Annotated in this window: 13 protein-coding genes; 7 read left to right on the top strand and 6 right to left on the bottom strand. The window is 36.1% G+C overall.

Annotated features, from left to right (window positions below):
• Positions 1-8 precede the first annotated feature (8 nt).
• From kduI to ABXH06_RS02320, 7 genes are all read left to right on the top strand, one after another.
• Positions 9-854, top strand: coding sequence for a 5-dehydro-4-deoxy-D-glucuronate isomerase (kduI, locus tag ABXH06_RS02350; protein ID WP_353517144.1), 846 nt, complete (start codon positions 9-11; stop codon positions 852-854).
• Between the two features lie 119 nt (positions 855-973).
• Entirely contained in the window at positions 974-1,957 is a 984-nt protein-coding gene (locus ABXH06_RS02345; protein WP_353517143.1) for a TRAP transporter substrate-binding protein, read from the top strand.
• Positions 1,954-2,451 carry a TRAP transporter small permease gene (locus ABXH06_RS02340; protein WP_353517142.1) on the top strand — a complete coding sequence of 166 codons (498 nt, stop codon included), beginning with the start codon at positions 1,954-1,956 and terminating at the stop codon, positions 2,449-2,451. The genes ABXH06_RS02345 and ABXH06_RS02340 overlap by 4 nt, the downstream gene beginning before the upstream one ends.
• 2 nt (positions 2,452-2,453) lie before the next feature.
• Positions 2,454-3,755: a TRAP transporter large permease gene (locus ABXH06_RS02335; RefSeq protein ID WP_353517237.1), complete on the top strand. Its 1,302-nt coding sequence runs from the start codon at positions 2,454-2,456 to the stop codon at positions 3,753-3,755.
• Positions 3,756-3,768: 13 nt separating this feature from the next.
• Positions 3,769-4,716, top strand: coding sequence for a DUF4861 family protein (locus ABXH06_RS02330; RefSeq protein WP_353517141.1), 948 nt, complete (start codon positions 3,769-3,771; stop codon positions 4,714-4,716).
• A gap of 23 nt (positions 4,717-4,739) precedes the next feature.
• Complete coding sequence (locus ABXH06_RS02325; protein ID WP_353517140.1) at positions 4,740-6,356, top strand: sulfatase; 1,617 nt, start codon at positions 4,740-4,742, stop codon at positions 6,354-6,356.
• Positions 6,357-6,510: 154 nt separating this feature from the next.
• A complete protein-coding gene (locus ABXH06_RS02320; RefSeq protein WP_353517139.1) occupies positions 6,511-7,758 on the top strand; it encodes a glycoside hydrolase family 88/105 protein in 1,248 nt (415 codons plus the stop codon).
• A gap of 86 nt (positions 7,759-7,844) precedes the next feature.
• Here the strand turns inward: ABXH06_RS02320 and pgi are convergent, their stop codons facing one another.
• The 6 genes from pgi to ABXH06_RS02290 all read right to left on the bottom strand — a co-directional run bounded on the left by pgi (position 7,845) and on the right by ABXH06_RS02290 (position 17,875).
• On the bottom strand, positions 7,845-9,494 hold the full coding sequence (gene pgi / locus ABXH06_RS02315; RefSeq protein WP_353517138.1) for a glucose-6-phosphate isomerase: 1,650 nt from the start codon (positions 9,492-9,494) through the stop codon (positions 7,845-7,847).
• Positions 9,495-9,519: 25 nt separating this feature from the next.
• A complete protein-coding gene (locus ABXH06_RS02310) occupies positions 9,520-10,371 on the bottom strand; it encodes a DUF1961 family protein (protein ID WP_353517137.1) in 852 nt (283 codons plus the stop codon).
• On the bottom strand, positions 10,359-11,813 hold the full coding sequence (locus tag ABXH06_RS02305) for a sulfatase (protein WP_353517136.1): 1,455 nt from the start codon (positions 11,811-11,813) through the stop codon (positions 10,359-10,361). Before ABXH06_RS02305 ends, ABXH06_RS02310 begins: the two co-directional genes overlap by 13 nt.
• A 101-nt stretch (positions 11,814-11,914) precedes the next feature.
• Positions 11,915-13,444, bottom strand: a complete 1,530-nt coding sequence (locus ABXH06_RS02300) for a sulfatase family protein (protein ID WP_353517135.1) — start codon at positions 13,442-13,444, stop codon at positions 11,915-11,917.
• A gap of 177 nt (positions 13,445-13,621) precedes the next feature.
• Positions 13,622-15,274, bottom strand: a complete 1,653-nt coding sequence (locus ABXH06_RS02295) for a sulfatase family protein (RefSeq protein WP_353517134.1) — start codon at positions 15,272-15,274, stop codon at positions 13,622-13,624.
• A 24-nt stretch (positions 15,275-15,298) separates the two neighbouring features.
• Positions 15,299-17,875, bottom strand: coding sequence for a DUF4962 domain-containing protein (locus ABXH06_RS02290; RefSeq protein WP_353517133.1), 2,577 nt, complete (start codon positions 17,873-17,875; stop codon positions 15,299-15,301).
• Positions 17,876-18,095: the final 220 nt, after the last annotated feature.

Raw genomic sequence — 18,095 nt, 5'->3', positions numbered from 1 at the left:
GAATGAAAATGACAGATACAGTATTTGAAAACCGTTATGCAGTAGGTCCTAAAGAAGTCAAGGCTATGGATACTCAAAGTCTGCGTGACGAGTTTTTAGCAGGCAATCTAATGCAATCAGGAAAAGTAGTGTGGATTTACACACATTATGAACGTTTTATGGTTGGTGGGGCAGTGCCAATTAACACACCTCTAAAACTAGAAACGTTAGATGCTCTAAAAGCCGAAATCTTTTTATATAATCGTGAAATAGGCATTATCAATGTTGGTGGTAACGGTATTGTTCGTGCTGACGGTGAAATGCATGAAATGGGATATAAAGATACTTTATATCTAGGGAGAGGTGTTAAAGAAGTATTTTTTGAAAGTATAGAGCATGAAAATCCAGCTAACTTTTACTTAAATTCAGCACCAGCTCATAAAACATATCCGAATAAAAAAATTACAGTATCAGAAGCTAATGTCTTGCATTTAGGTAGTTTAGAAACGTCAAATGAGCGGAATATTAATCAAACAATGATTAATACCGTTGTCAAAACATGCCAATTACAAATGGGTATCACTTGCCTTAAACCAGGAAGTGTTTGGAATACTATGCCAGCTCATCAACATGACAGACGTAATGAAGTCTATTTTTATTTTGAAGTCCCTGAATCTCAAGCGGTATGTCATTTTATGGGAGAGCCTACTGAAACTCGTCATCTTTGGGTACATGATAAACAAGCAGTTATTTCACCTCCTTGGTCTATTCATTCTGGTAGCGGCACTCAGAACTATAGCTTTATTTGGGGGATGGCGGGTGAAAATCTAGATTACGATGATATGGATAAATATGCTCCTAATGAATTAAGGTGATGTAGATAATTGTTATGAATTATAGGTATTGGTGTTAACTGATATTTGTCCTTAGTTTCAATATGATTTCTAGCAGAGGTGGTTAATAGTGTGTAACACACAAATACCAAATAATAATCATGAATTATAAAGTTATATTGACGGCTTTTATTTTGGCACTTGCAGGGTGTGATTATAAAAGTAATGTAAAAGTACTTAGAGTTGGACACACACTAGATACAAAACATGTTGTTCACCAAGGGCTTGTTCACTTAGCAGAAAAAGTTGAACAGTATTCAGAGGGGAAGTTAAAACTTAGAATCTATCCTAGTGGTCAATTAGGCTCAGAAAGACAATTAGTTGAGCTATTGCAAATAGGAAGTTTAGCTATTACAAAAGTATCAGCTGCTACATTAGAAGGATTTGTCGATGATATGCGATTATTTGGGTTACCTTATGTCTTCTCTAGTCGCGATCACCGTTGGCAGGTATTAGAAAGTGATATTGGTCATGATATTTTACAATCCCTAAATGAAGCCAATATATCGGGGCTCGGTTATTTTGATGCAGGAAGCCGCAGTTTTTATATCTGTGATAAGCCAATTAGTTCACCAGAAGATATTTCAGGATTAAAAATACGTGTAATGAATAGCCGAAATGCAGTCAATATGGTAGATGCTTTTGGTGGTTCAGCAACTCCTATAAGTTGGGGAGAATTATATGCGGCCTTACAACAAGGGGTAGTCGATGGAGCAGAAAATAATCCTCCAAGTTTTTATTCATCACGCCATTATGAAATTTGTAATAACTACACCTTAAATGAACATACGTCTATTCCAGATGTGATTATTGCCAGTAAGCATATCGTTAGCCAGTTATCAGCAGAAGAAAATCAATGGTTGTCTCTAGCGATGAATGATGCGGTTGAGTTCCAGAAAGGTTTATGGTTAGCGGCAGAAAATAACGCACTTGCTGAAGTTAAAAAATTTGGAGTCAATGTTGTATACCCTGATAAAAAACCATTTATGGATGCCGTTTCTAGTTTACATGATGAATATAAAGGTACAGTTGTTGGTGAATACTTAACTCGCATAAAACGCTTAGAAAATGAGGAAGTGCAATGAATAGGATAATGCAACTAATAGCACTAATTGTTTCTAGAATATTAGCGGGCTTAATGCTGGCGATTGTTTTAACTGTTTTATGGCAAGTGTTTTCTCGTTATGTGCTGCAATCGCCAAGTGCTTTTTCAGAAGAGGTATCGCGTTTTTTACTCATTTGGTTGGGATGCTTAGGAGCCACTTACTGTTATCAGAAAGATAGTCATTTAAGTCTCGATATAGTGGCAAATAAGTTAGCGCCTTCGAATAAATTGCGACTAGACATTTTTTGCCATTCTATCGTCTTTATTTTTTCCTTAATCGTCATGGTTTTTGGAGGAGGCTATTTAGTGTCGATCACTCTAAATCCGGTTCAAACGTCAGCTGTTTTGGGTATGAAAATGGCTTATATATATACCATTCTTCCTATTAGTGGATTAGTTTTTTGTTTCACTGCAATTGATAAAATGAAAAACATTATTCAGCAGTTATCTCAATTAACAACTAAGAGAGTTTAATGATGGAAATTAGTGGCTTAATCTTATTGTTAATGTTTTTTTTATTATTGATTCTTAACGTGCCAATTAGTTTTTGTATTGGTATGTCAACATTAGTAGCCATGCTATTTAGTATTGATCTACTTCCAGCGGCAACAACGATTTCACAGCGCATGGTTGGTGGCTTAGACAGCTTTGCATTATTAGCAATACCTCTATTTGTATTATCAGGTTTGCTAATGGGACGAGGAGGTGTTGCGACACGTCTTATTGAGTGTGCAATGGCGTTAATTGGTATGTTGCCGGGAGGCTTAGCCCTAGTAAACGTCATATCTTGCACGCTCTTTGGGGGAATTTCGGGATCTGCGGTAGCTGCAACAAGTGCTATTGGGAGCTTTATGATCCCTGAAATGGAGAAGAAAGGTTATGACCGAAACTTTGCAACGGCAGTAACCGCAGCTTCAGCAACCACAGGTATGATCATACCACCAAGCAATATATTAATTATTTATGCTATAGCCAGTGGTGGTGTATCTATTTCTGCACTATTTATTGCGGGATATTTACCTGGGTTGTTACTCGCAGCTTCGTTAGGATTGGTATGTTTCTTATATGCGATAAAAAATGGTTCCGCTCGTGAACCAGTACTACCAATAAGCATAGTTGCTAAAAAAGTTATTGCGGCTTTACCTAGCTTATTGCTTATTTTTATCGTGATTGGCGGAATAATTGGTGGTGTATTTACTGCAACAGAAGCAGGAGCCGTTGCCGTTCTTTATTCATTTATTTTAGCTGTGGTGGTTTATAAACAAGTCAAACGAAGTGAAGTTATGGAGATTTGTTTAAAAGCAGGAGAAATTTCGGCCATTGTACTTTTATTAATTGCTGCTTCATCTGCAATGTCATGGATGCTGTCATATGAAAATATACCTGAAATTATTAGTAGTACGTTATTACACATCAGTGAAAACCCTATCATTATTCTTTTAATTATAAATTTGATATTAATTATTGTTGGTGCCTTCATGGACATGACCCCAGCGGTCTTAATATTTACACCAATATTTTTACCTATAGCTGAAAGCTTAGGCATGTCTCCGATTCATTTCGGTATCATGATGGTACTTAATTTATCTATTGGTTTATGTTCACCCCCTGTAGGTGCCGTTCTATTTGTTGGGTGTTCGGTGGCTAACACCTCCATTGAAAAAATTATTAAACCTATGTTGCCACTTTACACTGCAATGTTTGTTGCACTAATGCTAGTAACTTTTGTTCCCGCAATTAGTGAATATTTACCTCGCCTTTTTGGGTTGATGAATTAATAGGAAATAGAAGATGTTAAAGCAAATTAAAACAATTGTATTGGCTTCGGCTTTGATCTCAACACAGTCATATGGCATTAATGAACCCCTGAAAGATAAATCATCAGCAACTCTTGATAAATCTAAATCTAAATCTAAATCTAAATCTAAATCTAAATCTACTTATGCGCGATTTATACCGGAACGTAAAGATGACTTCGCATGGGAAAATGATTTGATCGCGTTTAGGGCTTATGGTCCTGCGGCGAGATCAGGAGCTGAGAACTCAGGTGTTGATTGCTGGTTAAAGCGGGTAGATTATCCAATAATAAACCTTTGGTATAAACGTCATAGCGAACAAAAGATTAGCTATCATAAGGATAATGGTGAAGGTTTAGATAACTATCATGTAGGCTCATCGGCAGGTTGTGGAGGCACCGCATTATGGATAAACAACGAACGACATGCTTTAGAAGCCTTTACCCAATGGAAAATTTTGTCGAAAAGTAAAGGTAAAACTATTTTTGCTTTAACCTATGAAAATACGATTAATAATAACAAGTACAAAGAAGTTAAAAAAGTAACGATCGAATTAGGTAAGCGGTTATATAAAGCTGAATCCACCTTTTATGTGAATGATGAAGTAGCAATTAATTTACCCATTGCTGTTGGTTTAACAACCCATGATGAAAAGGGGGTTTCAGACTGGAATGATAAAGCTGGTTGGTTAAGTGTTTGGGAAAAATTGGATGACTCATATTTAGGGACTGCTGTAATAATAGCTCCTGAAAATATAAAAAGTATGGTCATTGTAAGTAGTGAAGGACAAAAAGATAAAGGTCATGCGTTACTTGTTACTAAAACAAATACACAAGGAAAAGTTACTTATTACTCTGGCTACGGCTGGGAAAAGGCTGGAGACATTCAAACTCAAGAAACATGGCATAAGTACTTAACTGATTTTGAAGCAGTATTTGAATAATAAGTGAGATAGGCAATTTTTTAATGATGTATCACTTAGGATTTACAAAAAACAACAGCCTGTTATTGAGAAGAATATTACTAATTTTATTATTGTTATCATTTAGCAGTCTAGCAAATGAAAGCAGTAAGAATGTTCTGCTAATCACAATTGATGATTTAAATGCATGGGTGGGAAACTTAAACGTTCATCCATTAGCTAAAACTCCTAATATTGATAAGTTGGCCAAAAGAGGGGTTAGTTTTACCAATGCACATACTGCTGTACCTGTTTGTGCCGCCTCTCGAGCTGCTTTAATGTCAGGGGTGCTACCACATAAATCTGGGTTTTATACTAATGGTGATCACCAAGTAAATGCTCATAGTGTTGTGAAAAACAGGCCTCATTTAACGGAGTTGTTTCGGGAGAAAGGTTACAAAACATATGGTGCTGGAAAAATTTATCATCGATGGGTGACTGATGATAGCGATGCCTTTGATGACAAAACATACGATAGTTACTTGCCATTAGATACGGTTTTGCCAACAGATGATATGTTGGTTAATGGTGATGGTTATAAAGGTTATAAGTTTTACCCGTTTCCTGATAACGGCACTCGGATAAAACGAGAACTTAATATTAACAAGGGTACATCTTTAACTGCTGGGGTAGTTTCTCGAGATAAACTACCAAATGGTAAAATGCCTGACGAGTTAATTGCTGAATGGGGAATAAATCAACTAACTCAATACGCCAAAAATAAACCCAATAAATACGCAAAACAACAGCCATTTTATATGGCATTAGGCTTTCTTAGGCCTCATCTTCCTTTTGCTGTTCCTAAAAAGTATTTTGACATGTTTCCTTTAAGTAAAATTGATTTACCTAAAGTAGATGATATGTCTGATATTCCCTTATACGGTAAAGCGATGACTATGGGCAGTATACCAAGTGGTGATCATGGTGCGGTTTTATCGCTCAAAGGAAATTGGAAGGAGTTGATACAAGGGTATTTAGCGAGTATTGCTTTTATTGATGAGCAAGTCGGTAGAGTTCTTGAATCACTCAAATTAGCGGGTTTAGATGATAATACCATTGTTATCTTAACATCTGATCACGGTCAGAATTTAGGAGAAAAAACGAATTGGCGAAAAATGTCTCTTTGGGAAGAAGCAACACGAATTCCGTTAATTATAAGTACACCCAATAACAAAAATAATGGTCATAAAGTTTCCGCTGCTGTCAGTTTAATAGATATCTATCCAACCTTAGTCTCTCTGACCAACTTACCTCCGCAAGAACGTTATGATGGCCAGGATTTAACTCCTTTATTAATTGATCCTTTAAAGGAGTGGGATCATCCAGTCTTGATTTCATGGCGATACAAAAATTTTGCTGTACGTTCAAATCAGTACCGCTATATCAGGTATCGTGATGGTAGTGAGGAATTATATAACCACCGAGAAGATCCTCTTGAACAAATAAATGTCGTTAAATATGAAGAAAATAAAGAGGTTGTAGCAAAACTAAAGGCTTATATTCCTGTGAAAGTAGCATTACCTTATAACAAAAAAGAGTGGCAAGGGGATGTTTTAGAGAAGCACATTGGCAATTGGCAAGAAAATGGAGAGCCATTTTGGTTTGAACTTAATAAAAATTAATAGTGTATTCCATATTTGAACTGAAACTCTATCAAAAGACATAAACAATTGAACTAGGTAATCTATTCAGATATTAAAGGTGTATTGGTTTGTATCTATTTATTTAGTTTAAAGCTTAAGCGAACCGTTCTCTTAAAATATTAAAGGCAAGGTAATGAAAAAAATCAGTAAGGTATCATGTATTTTGATCACATCCGTATGGGTCGCTTTATCGGGGTGTAGTGTTAAACTTGAAAAAGAACGAACTCAACAAGTTTTTAAAGCTCCTCGATTATTACCATATACCATCGATGTAGCAGCACCTATGAGCTCCTTTGAACGTAACTTTTCCAAAGAAAGTGTCTTAGCACATGCGAACTTAGTTGCTGATTGGCAAATTCGTCATCAAAATACCTTTTTAAATAGCCCTCTCAAAAACTTTCAAGGAATGAATCGTTATAGTTTTGGTGGTTGGCTAATGGGTACTATGTCATTAGGTATGGTTGAATGGGGACAAATAAAAGGTAATGAAAAATATTTGAACTTTATTCTAAACCAAGCTGAGCAATATAATTGGCAAGTTGAACGGAGAGTATATGATGCAGATGATTATATTATTGGTCAGCTTTACCTTGAGTTATATGATTTATATCCTCAACGTGTAGATCTTACTCCTCTACAAGAACGTCTTGATTATATTTACGCCAATTGGCCGACAGTAAATAAGGAAGCTGAGCAAAGCTGCCATGAATTGCTTAATACATGTAGAGAGCGCTGGACATGGATTGATGCCTTATTTATGGGGGCTCCTGTTTGGGCGCACATGGCTAAAACAACAGAAGATGCTAAATATCTAGAATTTTCTGAATATGAGTATTGGGCTTCTTTTAATAAGTTTTGGGATTCGGAAGAAAGTTTACTTTATAGAGACTCTCGATTTCTTAACGCTAGAGATGTTGATGATAAGAAAATATTTTGGAGTCGTGGGAATGGCTGGACGATTTCTTCTTTAGTTCGCATGTTAGAAATTTTACCAAAGGAGCATAATAAACGTGCTCAATACATAGGTAAATTCAAAGAAATGGCAAATAAGCTAGCTGAAATTCAACAACCTGATGGTAGTTGGCATCCTTCTTTAATAAACCCTAAGTTGTTTGATATGCCAGATAATAGCGGTTCGAGCTTTTTCACTTACGCCCTTGCGTGGGGAGTAAACCAAGGAATTTTGGAAAAAAGTAAGTATCAAGCCGTTGTTGAAAAAGCATGGAGTAATTTATCCAATAATATTTATGCCGATGGTCGCTTAGCATATGTTCAATCATCTGGTTATGATCCTCGAACAGTTAGAAAAGAAGATACAGATGTCTATGGTGTAGGTGCGTTTTTACTTGCAGCAAGCCAAGTTTACATTTTAGCTCATTAAAGTAATGCTGGAAAAATTCACAACCTTGAATCTATATCAAGGTTGTGGATAAATAATATACTTTATAGTAATCACCATCACTATTATTAACCCTGTTTACTCACTAATTTATAGTGATTAATTAACTCTCTTGTAGAACTGTCATGAGACGTAATAGGTTTATCATCTTTTATTTCAGATAAGATATTATTTGCTAAACCTTTACCTAGCTCTACTCCCCATTGATCAAATGAACATATTTGTAAAAATATTCCATGGCAGAATATTTTATGCTCATACAGAGCAATTAAGCTACCTAGCGATTTTGGTGTTATTTGGTTTAGTAATATGGTGTTTGTAGGTCGATTACCTTTATGAACTTTATGCGGTGCAACTTTATTAATATATTCTTTAGTTCTTCCTTTCGCCATTAAGTCAGTACGAACTTGTTTTTCATCTACACCATTCATTAGTGCTTCTGTTTGAGCAAAAAAATTGGCCATTAACGTATCATGATGGCCTTGAACAGAAGTGACTGATTTAACGGAACCTATAAAATCCGCAGGAACTATATTATTACTTTGGTGTAAATATTGATAAAAAGCGTGTTGGCCATTAATGCCTATTTCGCCCCAAATTGACGGAACCGTTGGGTAGTCGATTTCCTCTCCAAACCAGTTAACTGATTTTCCATTACTTTCCATTTCTGCTTGTTGCAAATATGCAGTTAGTTTATGAAGTGGTTGATCATAAGGTAAAATAGCCTGCGATTGAGAACCAAGAAACGTGCAATTCCATAAACTGATTAACGCCATGATGACAGGCGCATTTTCTTCTAAAGGGGAGTTTCTAAAATGAAGATCCATTTCATGTGCGCCTTGCAGTAACTCAATAAACTTTTCAAAGCCTAAATCAAGTGCTATGGGTAAACCAATTGCTGACCATAATGAAAACCTTCCTCCAACCCAATCCCACATATCAAAAATGTTTTCTTCTTCAATACCAAATTCACAGGCATTTTTTTTATTACTAGAAACAGCAATAAAGTGTTTACTAATAGCGCTTTGATTAAAAGAGGCTGAAGTTAACCAGTTCATTGCCGTTTTTGCGTTGGTCATGGTTTCTACAGTGCTAAATGTTTTACTGGAAACAATAAATAGCGTTTGTGATGGATCTAATGGTGTCAGTACATCAGCTATTTGAGTGCCGTCTACATTTGAAACATAGTGAATGTTGAGCTTATTATCACTATATTGTTTTAAGGCCTCTGTAACCATCTGAGGACCCAAGTTTGAACCACCGACTCCAATGTTAACAATGTCTTTTATTGGTTTTCCTGAGTAGCCTTTCCAGTTACCCGTTCTTACTTTATCACTAAATTTTTTGATTTGATTAATGGCAGTATTTATTTGACTTGTAAGGTTTACTCCTTCTAGAAAAATAGCTTCATTTGCTCGATCTCTCAGCGCCACATGTAAAACACTTCGGTCTTCTGTTGTGTTTATACGATGACCTTTAAACATTTTTTCACGCCAGCCTTCCAATTCACATTCACGGGCCAGTGAAAATAAATCCTTTAGTATTTGTTCGTTTAATAGGTTTTTAGAAAAATCAAACAAGAATTCATTTAAGTTTAATGAAAAGTCTTTAAACCTATTGGGGTTATCATCAAATAATTGTTTGATATGACAATACTTTATTGTTTGAGCATGACTTTCTAATAGCTTCCAGCTTTTTAATGAGGTTCTTTTTGACATGGATATTTGATCCTAAACTATTGAATTAATTTTTAAGAGAGTAAATTTTTATATTGTCATAATAAGATTTAGCAAAGAGCATTAAACGAAACCCCCAATGACCACCTAACAAAGGGTTTGTATCTATATAATCAATAATCAATGCGTCATTAATATAAAAGTGGATATGTTGATTAAATTTAATTAGCTTTATTTTATATTTTTCTCCCATAATGAGAGAGGGGAGTTCTGGGATAGATGCAATTAAATGTCTACCAGGTGATTTTCGCATATTTATTGTGGCTCTCTTGCCTGAAAAATAAGATATGCGGTAGTTACTCAAATCGCTATTCATGTATTGATTAGCGATACCATTTCTTTTAGGTAGTCTAGTTGAAAAAATACTTTGTTCATTGATACCCATTGCTGAAAATAACAACATGTGTAAAGGATATGGGCTAGCACTTTGAAAATCATATTCAATGGCATAGTTTGAGGGTAAAGAAAGCTTATTCCATAGCACTATATTGCCGTAGCGTATAGGTGTACCTTTAATGTAATTTTGTAAATACTCAGGGTTATTTTCAGCTATTAAAGGTAATAGCGTTTCTCTAAATAAAGTTTCTTGGGTTCCATTACCTTGCCATATTTGTTCTGGCTTTAATAATGAAATTAATCGTTGTTGGTAATCTGAAACCAATAGCATTTGGCTACTCGATATAGCGAAGCTACCAGGACCTTCTATCTCCCAATCTTCCATTTGAACAGAGTTGGAGAAGTCGTAAGACTTTAATAGCTCATATTTTAGTGAATTTATAGGAAGCTGATCTTCAGCTCCCCATGCTATCGATATAATAAATAATTGAAATAGTGAGCAATAACAAATTACTCTTGCCATGCTATAGCTTCTAACTCCGCATGAGCTTTTCTTTTATTTAGTAAGCGTTTTAATTTCATAACACTAGTTTTGTATTTAGGGTTGTGATAGAGGTTATTTATTTCTTGAGGGTCGTTTTCAAGATCATATAGTTCAACACCAAAAGCGCCATTACCCCATTCAGTGTATCTGAATTTGTTGGTTCTAATACTATGGCCAGTTACATCTAGGTACTTCATTTCATCATAATATTGGAAAGCTCTGCTAGGCATTGTAGTGTACGCACTCGACCTAACACTTGTATTTGTTGACTTTAATATTGGTAATAAACTTTTTCCTTGTAGATATTTTGGTGATGGTAAACCTGCAAGCTCCACTAAAGTTGGATAAAGATCTAATGCCTCGACTATGGCATTACTTTGTTGGCCTTTTGTTTTCTGATCTGGTACCGATATGATTAATGGTGTATGAGCCGAACCATCAAAAAGATCACCTTTTTGCCATAAGTTATGTTGCCCTAATAAGTAGCCGTGATCAGACATAAAGACAACGATAGTGTCCTTATCAAGCCCCAATTTCTTGATACCTGCTAATAACTCTCCTACTTGATTATCGATAAAACTAATAGAGGCATAGTAGGCTTGAATAATTTCTTTACGTTGCTTCATTGTTAGTGATAATTGATTTTTTCGATCTGCTAGAGCGGCAAGAGGAATATCTTCACGATCACCTTCTGGCATAATGTAAGGTGAAATGGTGTCAACAGGGTATAAGTCGAAATATTTTTCAGGAGCCACGTAAGGAGTGTGTGGTCGAAAATAACCAACGCTCAAGAAAAATGGCTTATCATTTTTATTTTTCTGTTTTTTTAATAGGGACAAAGCGGCTTGAGTGATTTTGCCATCGGTATGTTCATTATCTTCACTTTTAACGCTTAACCAGCTTAATGTTGCACCAATTTTATTATCACTAATAATGTTAAGTTGAGGTTCAACTTCTCTATCTATGCCTGTAGGGTTAACAACTTCATCCCAAGATTGGAGGTCGTCATGCCCATTCGTGCCTATGTCAGTAGGTACTTTATAATGAAATACTTTACCTACTCTCGCACTCCAATAGCCATTATTTCGGAAGTGTTCAGGAAGAGTTACTACGTTAGGTATAAACTCTCTAAAATCTGACGCATTATCTGTAATGCCGGTTTGTTGTGGATATAACCCCGTTAAAAAGCTTGTTCTACTTGGGGCACAGGCAGTTGCTTGTACAAATGCTTTGTTAAACTGTAGGCCGTTCTTGGCTAATTCATCAATATTAGGGGTTTGAATCGTTGGGTGGCCATAACTTCCCAAATCAGCGTTTAAATCATCAACAAGGATCAACAAAACATTAGGTTGTTTGGCATAAATAGGCAAAGAAACAATCAATAATATTAAGTTTGCAATTACTCGGTTTAAACGATTCATTAATCATTTCCCATCATGTTATTAGTATTGAGTTAGCATTGAGTTTTTGCTATTCGGGCAGTAACTTTTTGTTAGCAGCCCGAATAGTAGCTTTGATTGGCTTAGTTAGATGTGTAGTCGTATTCTTCTTCTAAGCCGAGTGCTTCTATAGCTTTCTGACTTGGACGTGGACGTTTGTCTTTTTCCATGTAGTATATAGATGCATCCCAATCAAAGCCTTCGCCTGTTTCTCTAGGGTCTCCAGTGGCTTTGAGGTGATTAACTAATTTAGTTTCTAAACTTGCTTTTACTTCTGCATAGGCTGGATCGTCAGCTACATTTACCATTTGTTCAGGATCTTTTTGCAAATCAAATAATTCGATAGCAGGTCGTTTTCCAAAAGCTAAATTGAATAGCGGTTTAACTTTTTCATCGTCTTTATTCATCAACATGTACATTTTCGTCGCTGCGGGGTATTGCAACATATGCGCATCGACATCACCATAAAGTGGTGGCTGACCTGCTGGCCAAGCCTCAGGGGTATAATTTTTAATTAACAAGTAGTCGTTAGTACGTATTGCTCTTCCTGGATAACCAGCACCACCTTGTCTAACGTAAGCATGTCTTTCTCTTGCAGTTACGACAAAATCACGATCTTTCTCTATTAAACCTTCAGCTTCTGAATGAAGAATATTAACTAAACTTTTTGCATTCATACTTGCTGGAATTTCGATACCTGCTAGTTCTAAAAATGTAGGCGCAAAATCATTTAGTGTGACAAAGTCGTCAATTTCTCTACTACCTTTAAAATGATCAGGCCAAGAGATAATTAGGGGAACTTTTACACCTGCATCATAAAGGTTTGCTAAACCACGCGGCATTTGCCAACCATTGTCACTGGTAATAATAACGATAGTATTTTCTAATTGTCCCATCTCACCGATTAGAGAAAGGTAAGAGTCAACTTCTCTATCGAAAGACTGGATTTCATAATAGTAATCACCGATGTCTTTACGCACTTCTTCAGTATCAGGTAGGTATGATGGAACCTCAATAGCATCTAAATCAATGCCAGCTTTTTGCCAACCATTTCTCTTGAATGGTCTATGGGGATCTCGGCTGGAATACCAATACATCCAAGGCGCACCTTTTTCTATTTCGTTATAAAACTCTTCAAAGGAATCGTATCGCTCACCGCCAGGGTTTCTTGTCCAGCCATCTGCTTCAGCTTTTCCTGGACCCCAACCTTTGCCTTCGATGCCTACATGGTAGCCTGCTTTTTCCATAATATCGGTGTAAACAGCAACTTTCGGAAAACCTCCCCAAAGGTTTGCAGCGTCACCTAATCTCCATGTGTCTTGCCCTGTTAACATAGCAGCTCGTGCAGGAGAACATGATGGTGAAGCGCCAAAAGCATTATTAAATTTTATACCTTCTTTAGCTATCTTATCGATATTAGGCGTCTTTACTACTTTGTCACCGTAAGCTCCTAAATGAATATCAGAATGATTATCGGACATTAGAATTAATATATTAGGCCGTTTGAAGGTTTTATTTGATTTAGTGGCTTTGTTTTCAGTAACGCTATCACAGCCAGAAAGACAAGCTATTGATACTATAATTATCCCAATTAACTTCTTCATGTTATTCATTTTCTCTCTGTTTTAAGTCAGATTTCACAGACTGTTTATCAATAAAAAATTTATTTGAAATTATCTGTAAGATTTTTAGCTATATAAATGACACAATAACCGAAGAAAATAAAGCTGTATTCCATATTTGGAACTTAAGCCCTTTAGCTCGAATAAACTTCGGTTTACCAAATGTTTTTAATTACTTACTTGATATTGTTTTTTTAACTTTTTTAGTTGGCTATGTAGTTCAGCTTGAACGGATTCAAAACCTGGTTTGTCATATTGATTTTTCAATTCACTAGGATCTGCTTCAAGATCATATAGCTCCCAAAAGTCGTTTCCTTCTGCGGTAAAGTGAATCAATTTATGAGTTTCAGTGCGAACGCCATTGTGTGGCATTACAGCATGAGGAATAGGGTATTCAAAATATTGATAGTAGAGACTTGAACGCCACTCTTGATTGCCTGCCGTTTTAAGAGGAGAAATCGTGCCGTCAAGTAATGGTTTTAACGATAAGCCCTGCATTTCTTTAGGTACGTCTAGGCCAGCTAAATCTACAAATGTCGGTGCAAAGTCTAAATTTTGGACCAGCCTGCTATTTACCTGACCTGCTGTTATCATATTAGGATAACGTATCACCAAAGGGGTACTCATCGACTCTTCATACATAAAGCGTTTATCAAACCAACCGTGCTCTCCTAAATAAAAGCCTTGATCTGAGGTATAAATTACTATGGTGTTATCAGCTAAGTCATTTTCGTCAAGGTAATCGAGCACTCGGCCAATACCATCATCAACTGATCGAACAGTAGCAAGGTAATCATGTAAGTAACGGTTATACATCCACTGTGCTAACGCTTCAGGGTTATCTTTTACTGCTTGATAATCTTTTGCATTGTTTTTGTAGTATTCATCCCATTTAGCTTTTTGTTCGTTGGTCATTCTGTGATAATGAGCTTCGAATCTATTGTTTGCTCTTTTAGGATCAAAGCTATCAGCATGACGATAGCCACCAGTGCTGGTTTCTTTTTCATATTCTCCTGGCCAAAGTTTCATGTCCCAACCAAGATACATATCTTTAATTCGCATATCTTGGTGTTTGGCGGCAGGCCTGCCTTGGTAGGTATCATTAAAGGTTTTAGGCAAAGGATACTTTTTTGGAAATCCACCTTTTGCTAATAAATCGACATCAGCCATCCAATTGCGGTGCGGGGCTTTATGATGATAAAGCATGGCAAATGGTTTAGATCTATCACGTTGCTCTAGTTGCTCTAGCACAATATCGGTTATCTTATTTGAAACATAAGCTCCGTCATATTGCTTGATACCTGATTTACTCTTGAATTGCGGGCTATAGTATTCTCCTTGTCCAACTAATACTTGCCAATTATCAAAACCAGTGGGGTCACTACCTAAGTGCCATTTGCCTATAACGCTCGTTTCGTAGCCAGCTTTTTGTAGTAATTTGGGAAAAGTCATTTGGCTACCGTCAAAGATAGTATCATGGCCATTGTCTTTAAAGCCGTTAATGTGGCTGTGTTTACCTGTCATTAATACTGCACGTGATGGGCCACAAATCGAATTGGTTACAAATGCATTGTTAAATAACATACCTTCATTGGCGATACGATCAATATTCGGAGTTTTAATTAATTCATGTCCGTAAGCGCTAATAGCCCTCTCAGCATGGTCATCAGACATAATAAATAAAATGTTTGGCCGTTCAAGTTGCTTACTTTGACTGACTTGGCTAGCTTTATTGTCGTTATTTGAGCATCCAATTAAAGCTAATGTTACTGCTGATATAACCGTTAGTTTATTGAGGTATTTTGTATAATAGTTTTTCATTTTTAAATCCCAATTAATAATTCATTATCTGCCGTGTAGCTTTATTTTTTCAGCTGTTTGGACTTTTTTATTATTTGTTAAAGTGGCGAGTTGATTTCCTGCTTTGAGAACTCCGCCATGACTGAAAGTTACCTGTAATGCTGCGGGTTTATTTTCATTTAATTCAGCCTTAATGATTACACTATCTATTTGAATTGTGCCGTCAGGTAGTTCTTCAACCTTAGCCGTTTTTTGTTTATTACTTGATACATCGATAATTGCTAATACTCGTGCATTTTTTGTATTTTTAATCTTTGCATTGTAATGCCAACCTATATCATGATAAATCGCTGTTTCCCCTTTATTTTTTCCTTCTCGGTTTAGTCGTCCATCAACATTAAACGGTTTATGTAAAGCTTGATCGGTAATAGTTGAAACATAGGGCTTACTGGTAAACAAACGTAAGATACCTTTACCATTATTATTTTTTGTTTTTGCACCTGTTTTGGTTAATTGCATTTCATTTGGTGTATGAATTCGCCAGTCCCAAGTAGATGCCTTATTTGCTGCCAACTCATCGTAGATAATGACTATATTTGGTCGAATAAAAACTAAATGCCTTTTAAATTTTTCTAAACTTTTATCATCAGCATGTTTAAACCAGTCTACACCTTTAGCGGTAAATCGTTGTAGCCATTGTGGTGAAGGAGTGCCTGAGTATGCATTGGAAGCATCTCCCAGTGCGTAGCTAATTTCACCATTATCTAACACTTGCGAAATATGTCCCCAAGCTTCACTTGATACGGGCTGGCCTTTACCATTAATTAATACTGAGTTATGACTACGAGTATGTCGATACCACTCATAAGCATGCTTACCTCCACCATGACGGTATCCCGTTGGATAAAACAATGGCTCACCACCATATAAAATATTAAAAGCATTATTTGATGGAAGATTATGACCAAAATTTCCCCATGGAGCAGAGCGGAAATTTACCGAGGTATTTAGCGCTGTATTTATTCTATTGCTGTGCATATTAACGATACCAGTATCTCTAAATACCTCGGTTTTATTTAATTTTTGAGGGTCAAACTCATCGTCTTCTTTTGACAAAGGAGTATGGTTGGAAGCGACCCCTTCAATCATGCGTAACCAAGAAATATGCAGTTCTGTTTTGTCTTTGCTCCAAGCTTTTAAATACCAATCAATCTCAGGGAGTTTTAACTCAGCATTTAAAATACGCAACCAGTCGACCGTGCCACCTTTAATTTTTGTATCAACTTCATATCCATCTCCACTAAAACCATCTGCAACAGAATTAGGTGGCATACGAGTCATTAACCATTTCACTTGGTTTGTAAAAAAAGGGTGCTGGTAATAATTTACCTCGGCATAGCGGCGAAAATATAACGGCACATGAGTCCAAGTATGAAAGTTCACCCCTACATATTTACCGTTATGCCAACCACCATCTGTGATACTTTGTACTGGAAAGCGAGCGACCCACACACCATATGCGTATTCAAGAAATGTATTGGCTTGTGGGTAATCTCCTGCTAAAGCTAATGATGCTTCTAAAAAGTTAAGGTAAGTGTGTTGCCATGCATGATTGTCCATCACTCTTGCTTCTAAGCGGTTTCGAAAATAATCATAAAATCTTTGGGTTCGGCGAAGTAATTGACCACCGATAGCTTCACGCTCATCCTTTGTTAGGTAGTGATAAAATGTATCGTAGGCTATGGCTAGTGTTGGCATGAGTACAGCATAATCAAAATCATCTTCAATGAAGCCATTAGCGCCACCAGCAGTCATTTTATCTTTATTGGGATCAAAGTTAGTAACGACTTTTGCCCAGCGAATACCTTCTTTTAGATATTTTTCGTCATCGGTAAGTAACCAAGCTTTTGCGAGTGCATTTACGGCAGAATTAAAAATACGACCAGTTGGTTTTGCTTTAGGGTGGTTATCGGGGAATTTTTTATTTTTGAATACTCGCTTGCCATTTTTATAAAACTTTCCGCCATATTGTATGCTTGGTAGTTTTACATTTAGATACTGGTTAGCGTTTTTAATTAACTTTTTAACCTCTTTAGGATATTCGGTTTTAAATACTTGAATACGTGAAAGACTGTTTGATGTTGCTAATAATTTAGGGTGTTCAGAAGCAATTGCATTAACAAATTTATTTGATAAGGGGGTTATAAACCCTCCAGAACTGCTAGTTTGTTTAAATTGGTAAATAGGAGATGTGCTTGTTTTTTTACCTGAGTGATATTCAGTGATTTGCCAATAATATATACCAGCTTCCAGTGCTTTATGGCTATTAAAAAATGCCCATTGTTGTCTTTTACTATTGATTACCGGATTAGCTAAATTGGCATGGCGAGATAAGATAAAGTCAAAACTCAGATCAGGTTGTTGATTAGGTAACATCTTTGGAGGAACAGGCCATAAAAATGTAACAGGTCCAGTAGTTGTTATATTGTTTGGAGTTGCTTTTTCTCGCCATTCGGGGTGAGGCGTATTAGGTGTGTTTAATTCTATAAAAGCATGTGCTGAATTTTGAATTTGATTAATAAAATTAATCAAGGCAATTAAAAAAATGATCAAAGCACGCATGTTAATTTCTTACCTTTTACGCTGTCAGTAATAAAACGGATGCTAACCTAAACTTGGAATAGCAATAGGTTTTATTGAATGTCATAAGAAGATAACAATTCACTATTTAATAACGAAGATAAATTCATGCTTTATGTTTATTTTATCTAGATTATTTCAAATATGAACTTCAATAAAAAAATCATTTTTTTGGCTGTTTTAAGTAAAAAATACCATATAT

Origin of the sequence: Thalassotalea sp. SU-HH00458 (genome assembly GCF_040362795.1) — a bacterium.
In the GTDB taxonomy this organism is placed as follows: domain Bacteria; phylum Pseudomonadota; class Gammaproteobacteria; order Enterobacterales; family Alteromonadaceae; genus Thalassotalea_H; species Thalassotalea_H castellviae.
The sequence above is the reverse complement of the archived record's forward strand: the minus strand, read 5'-3'. Positions and strand labels throughout refer to the sequence as shown.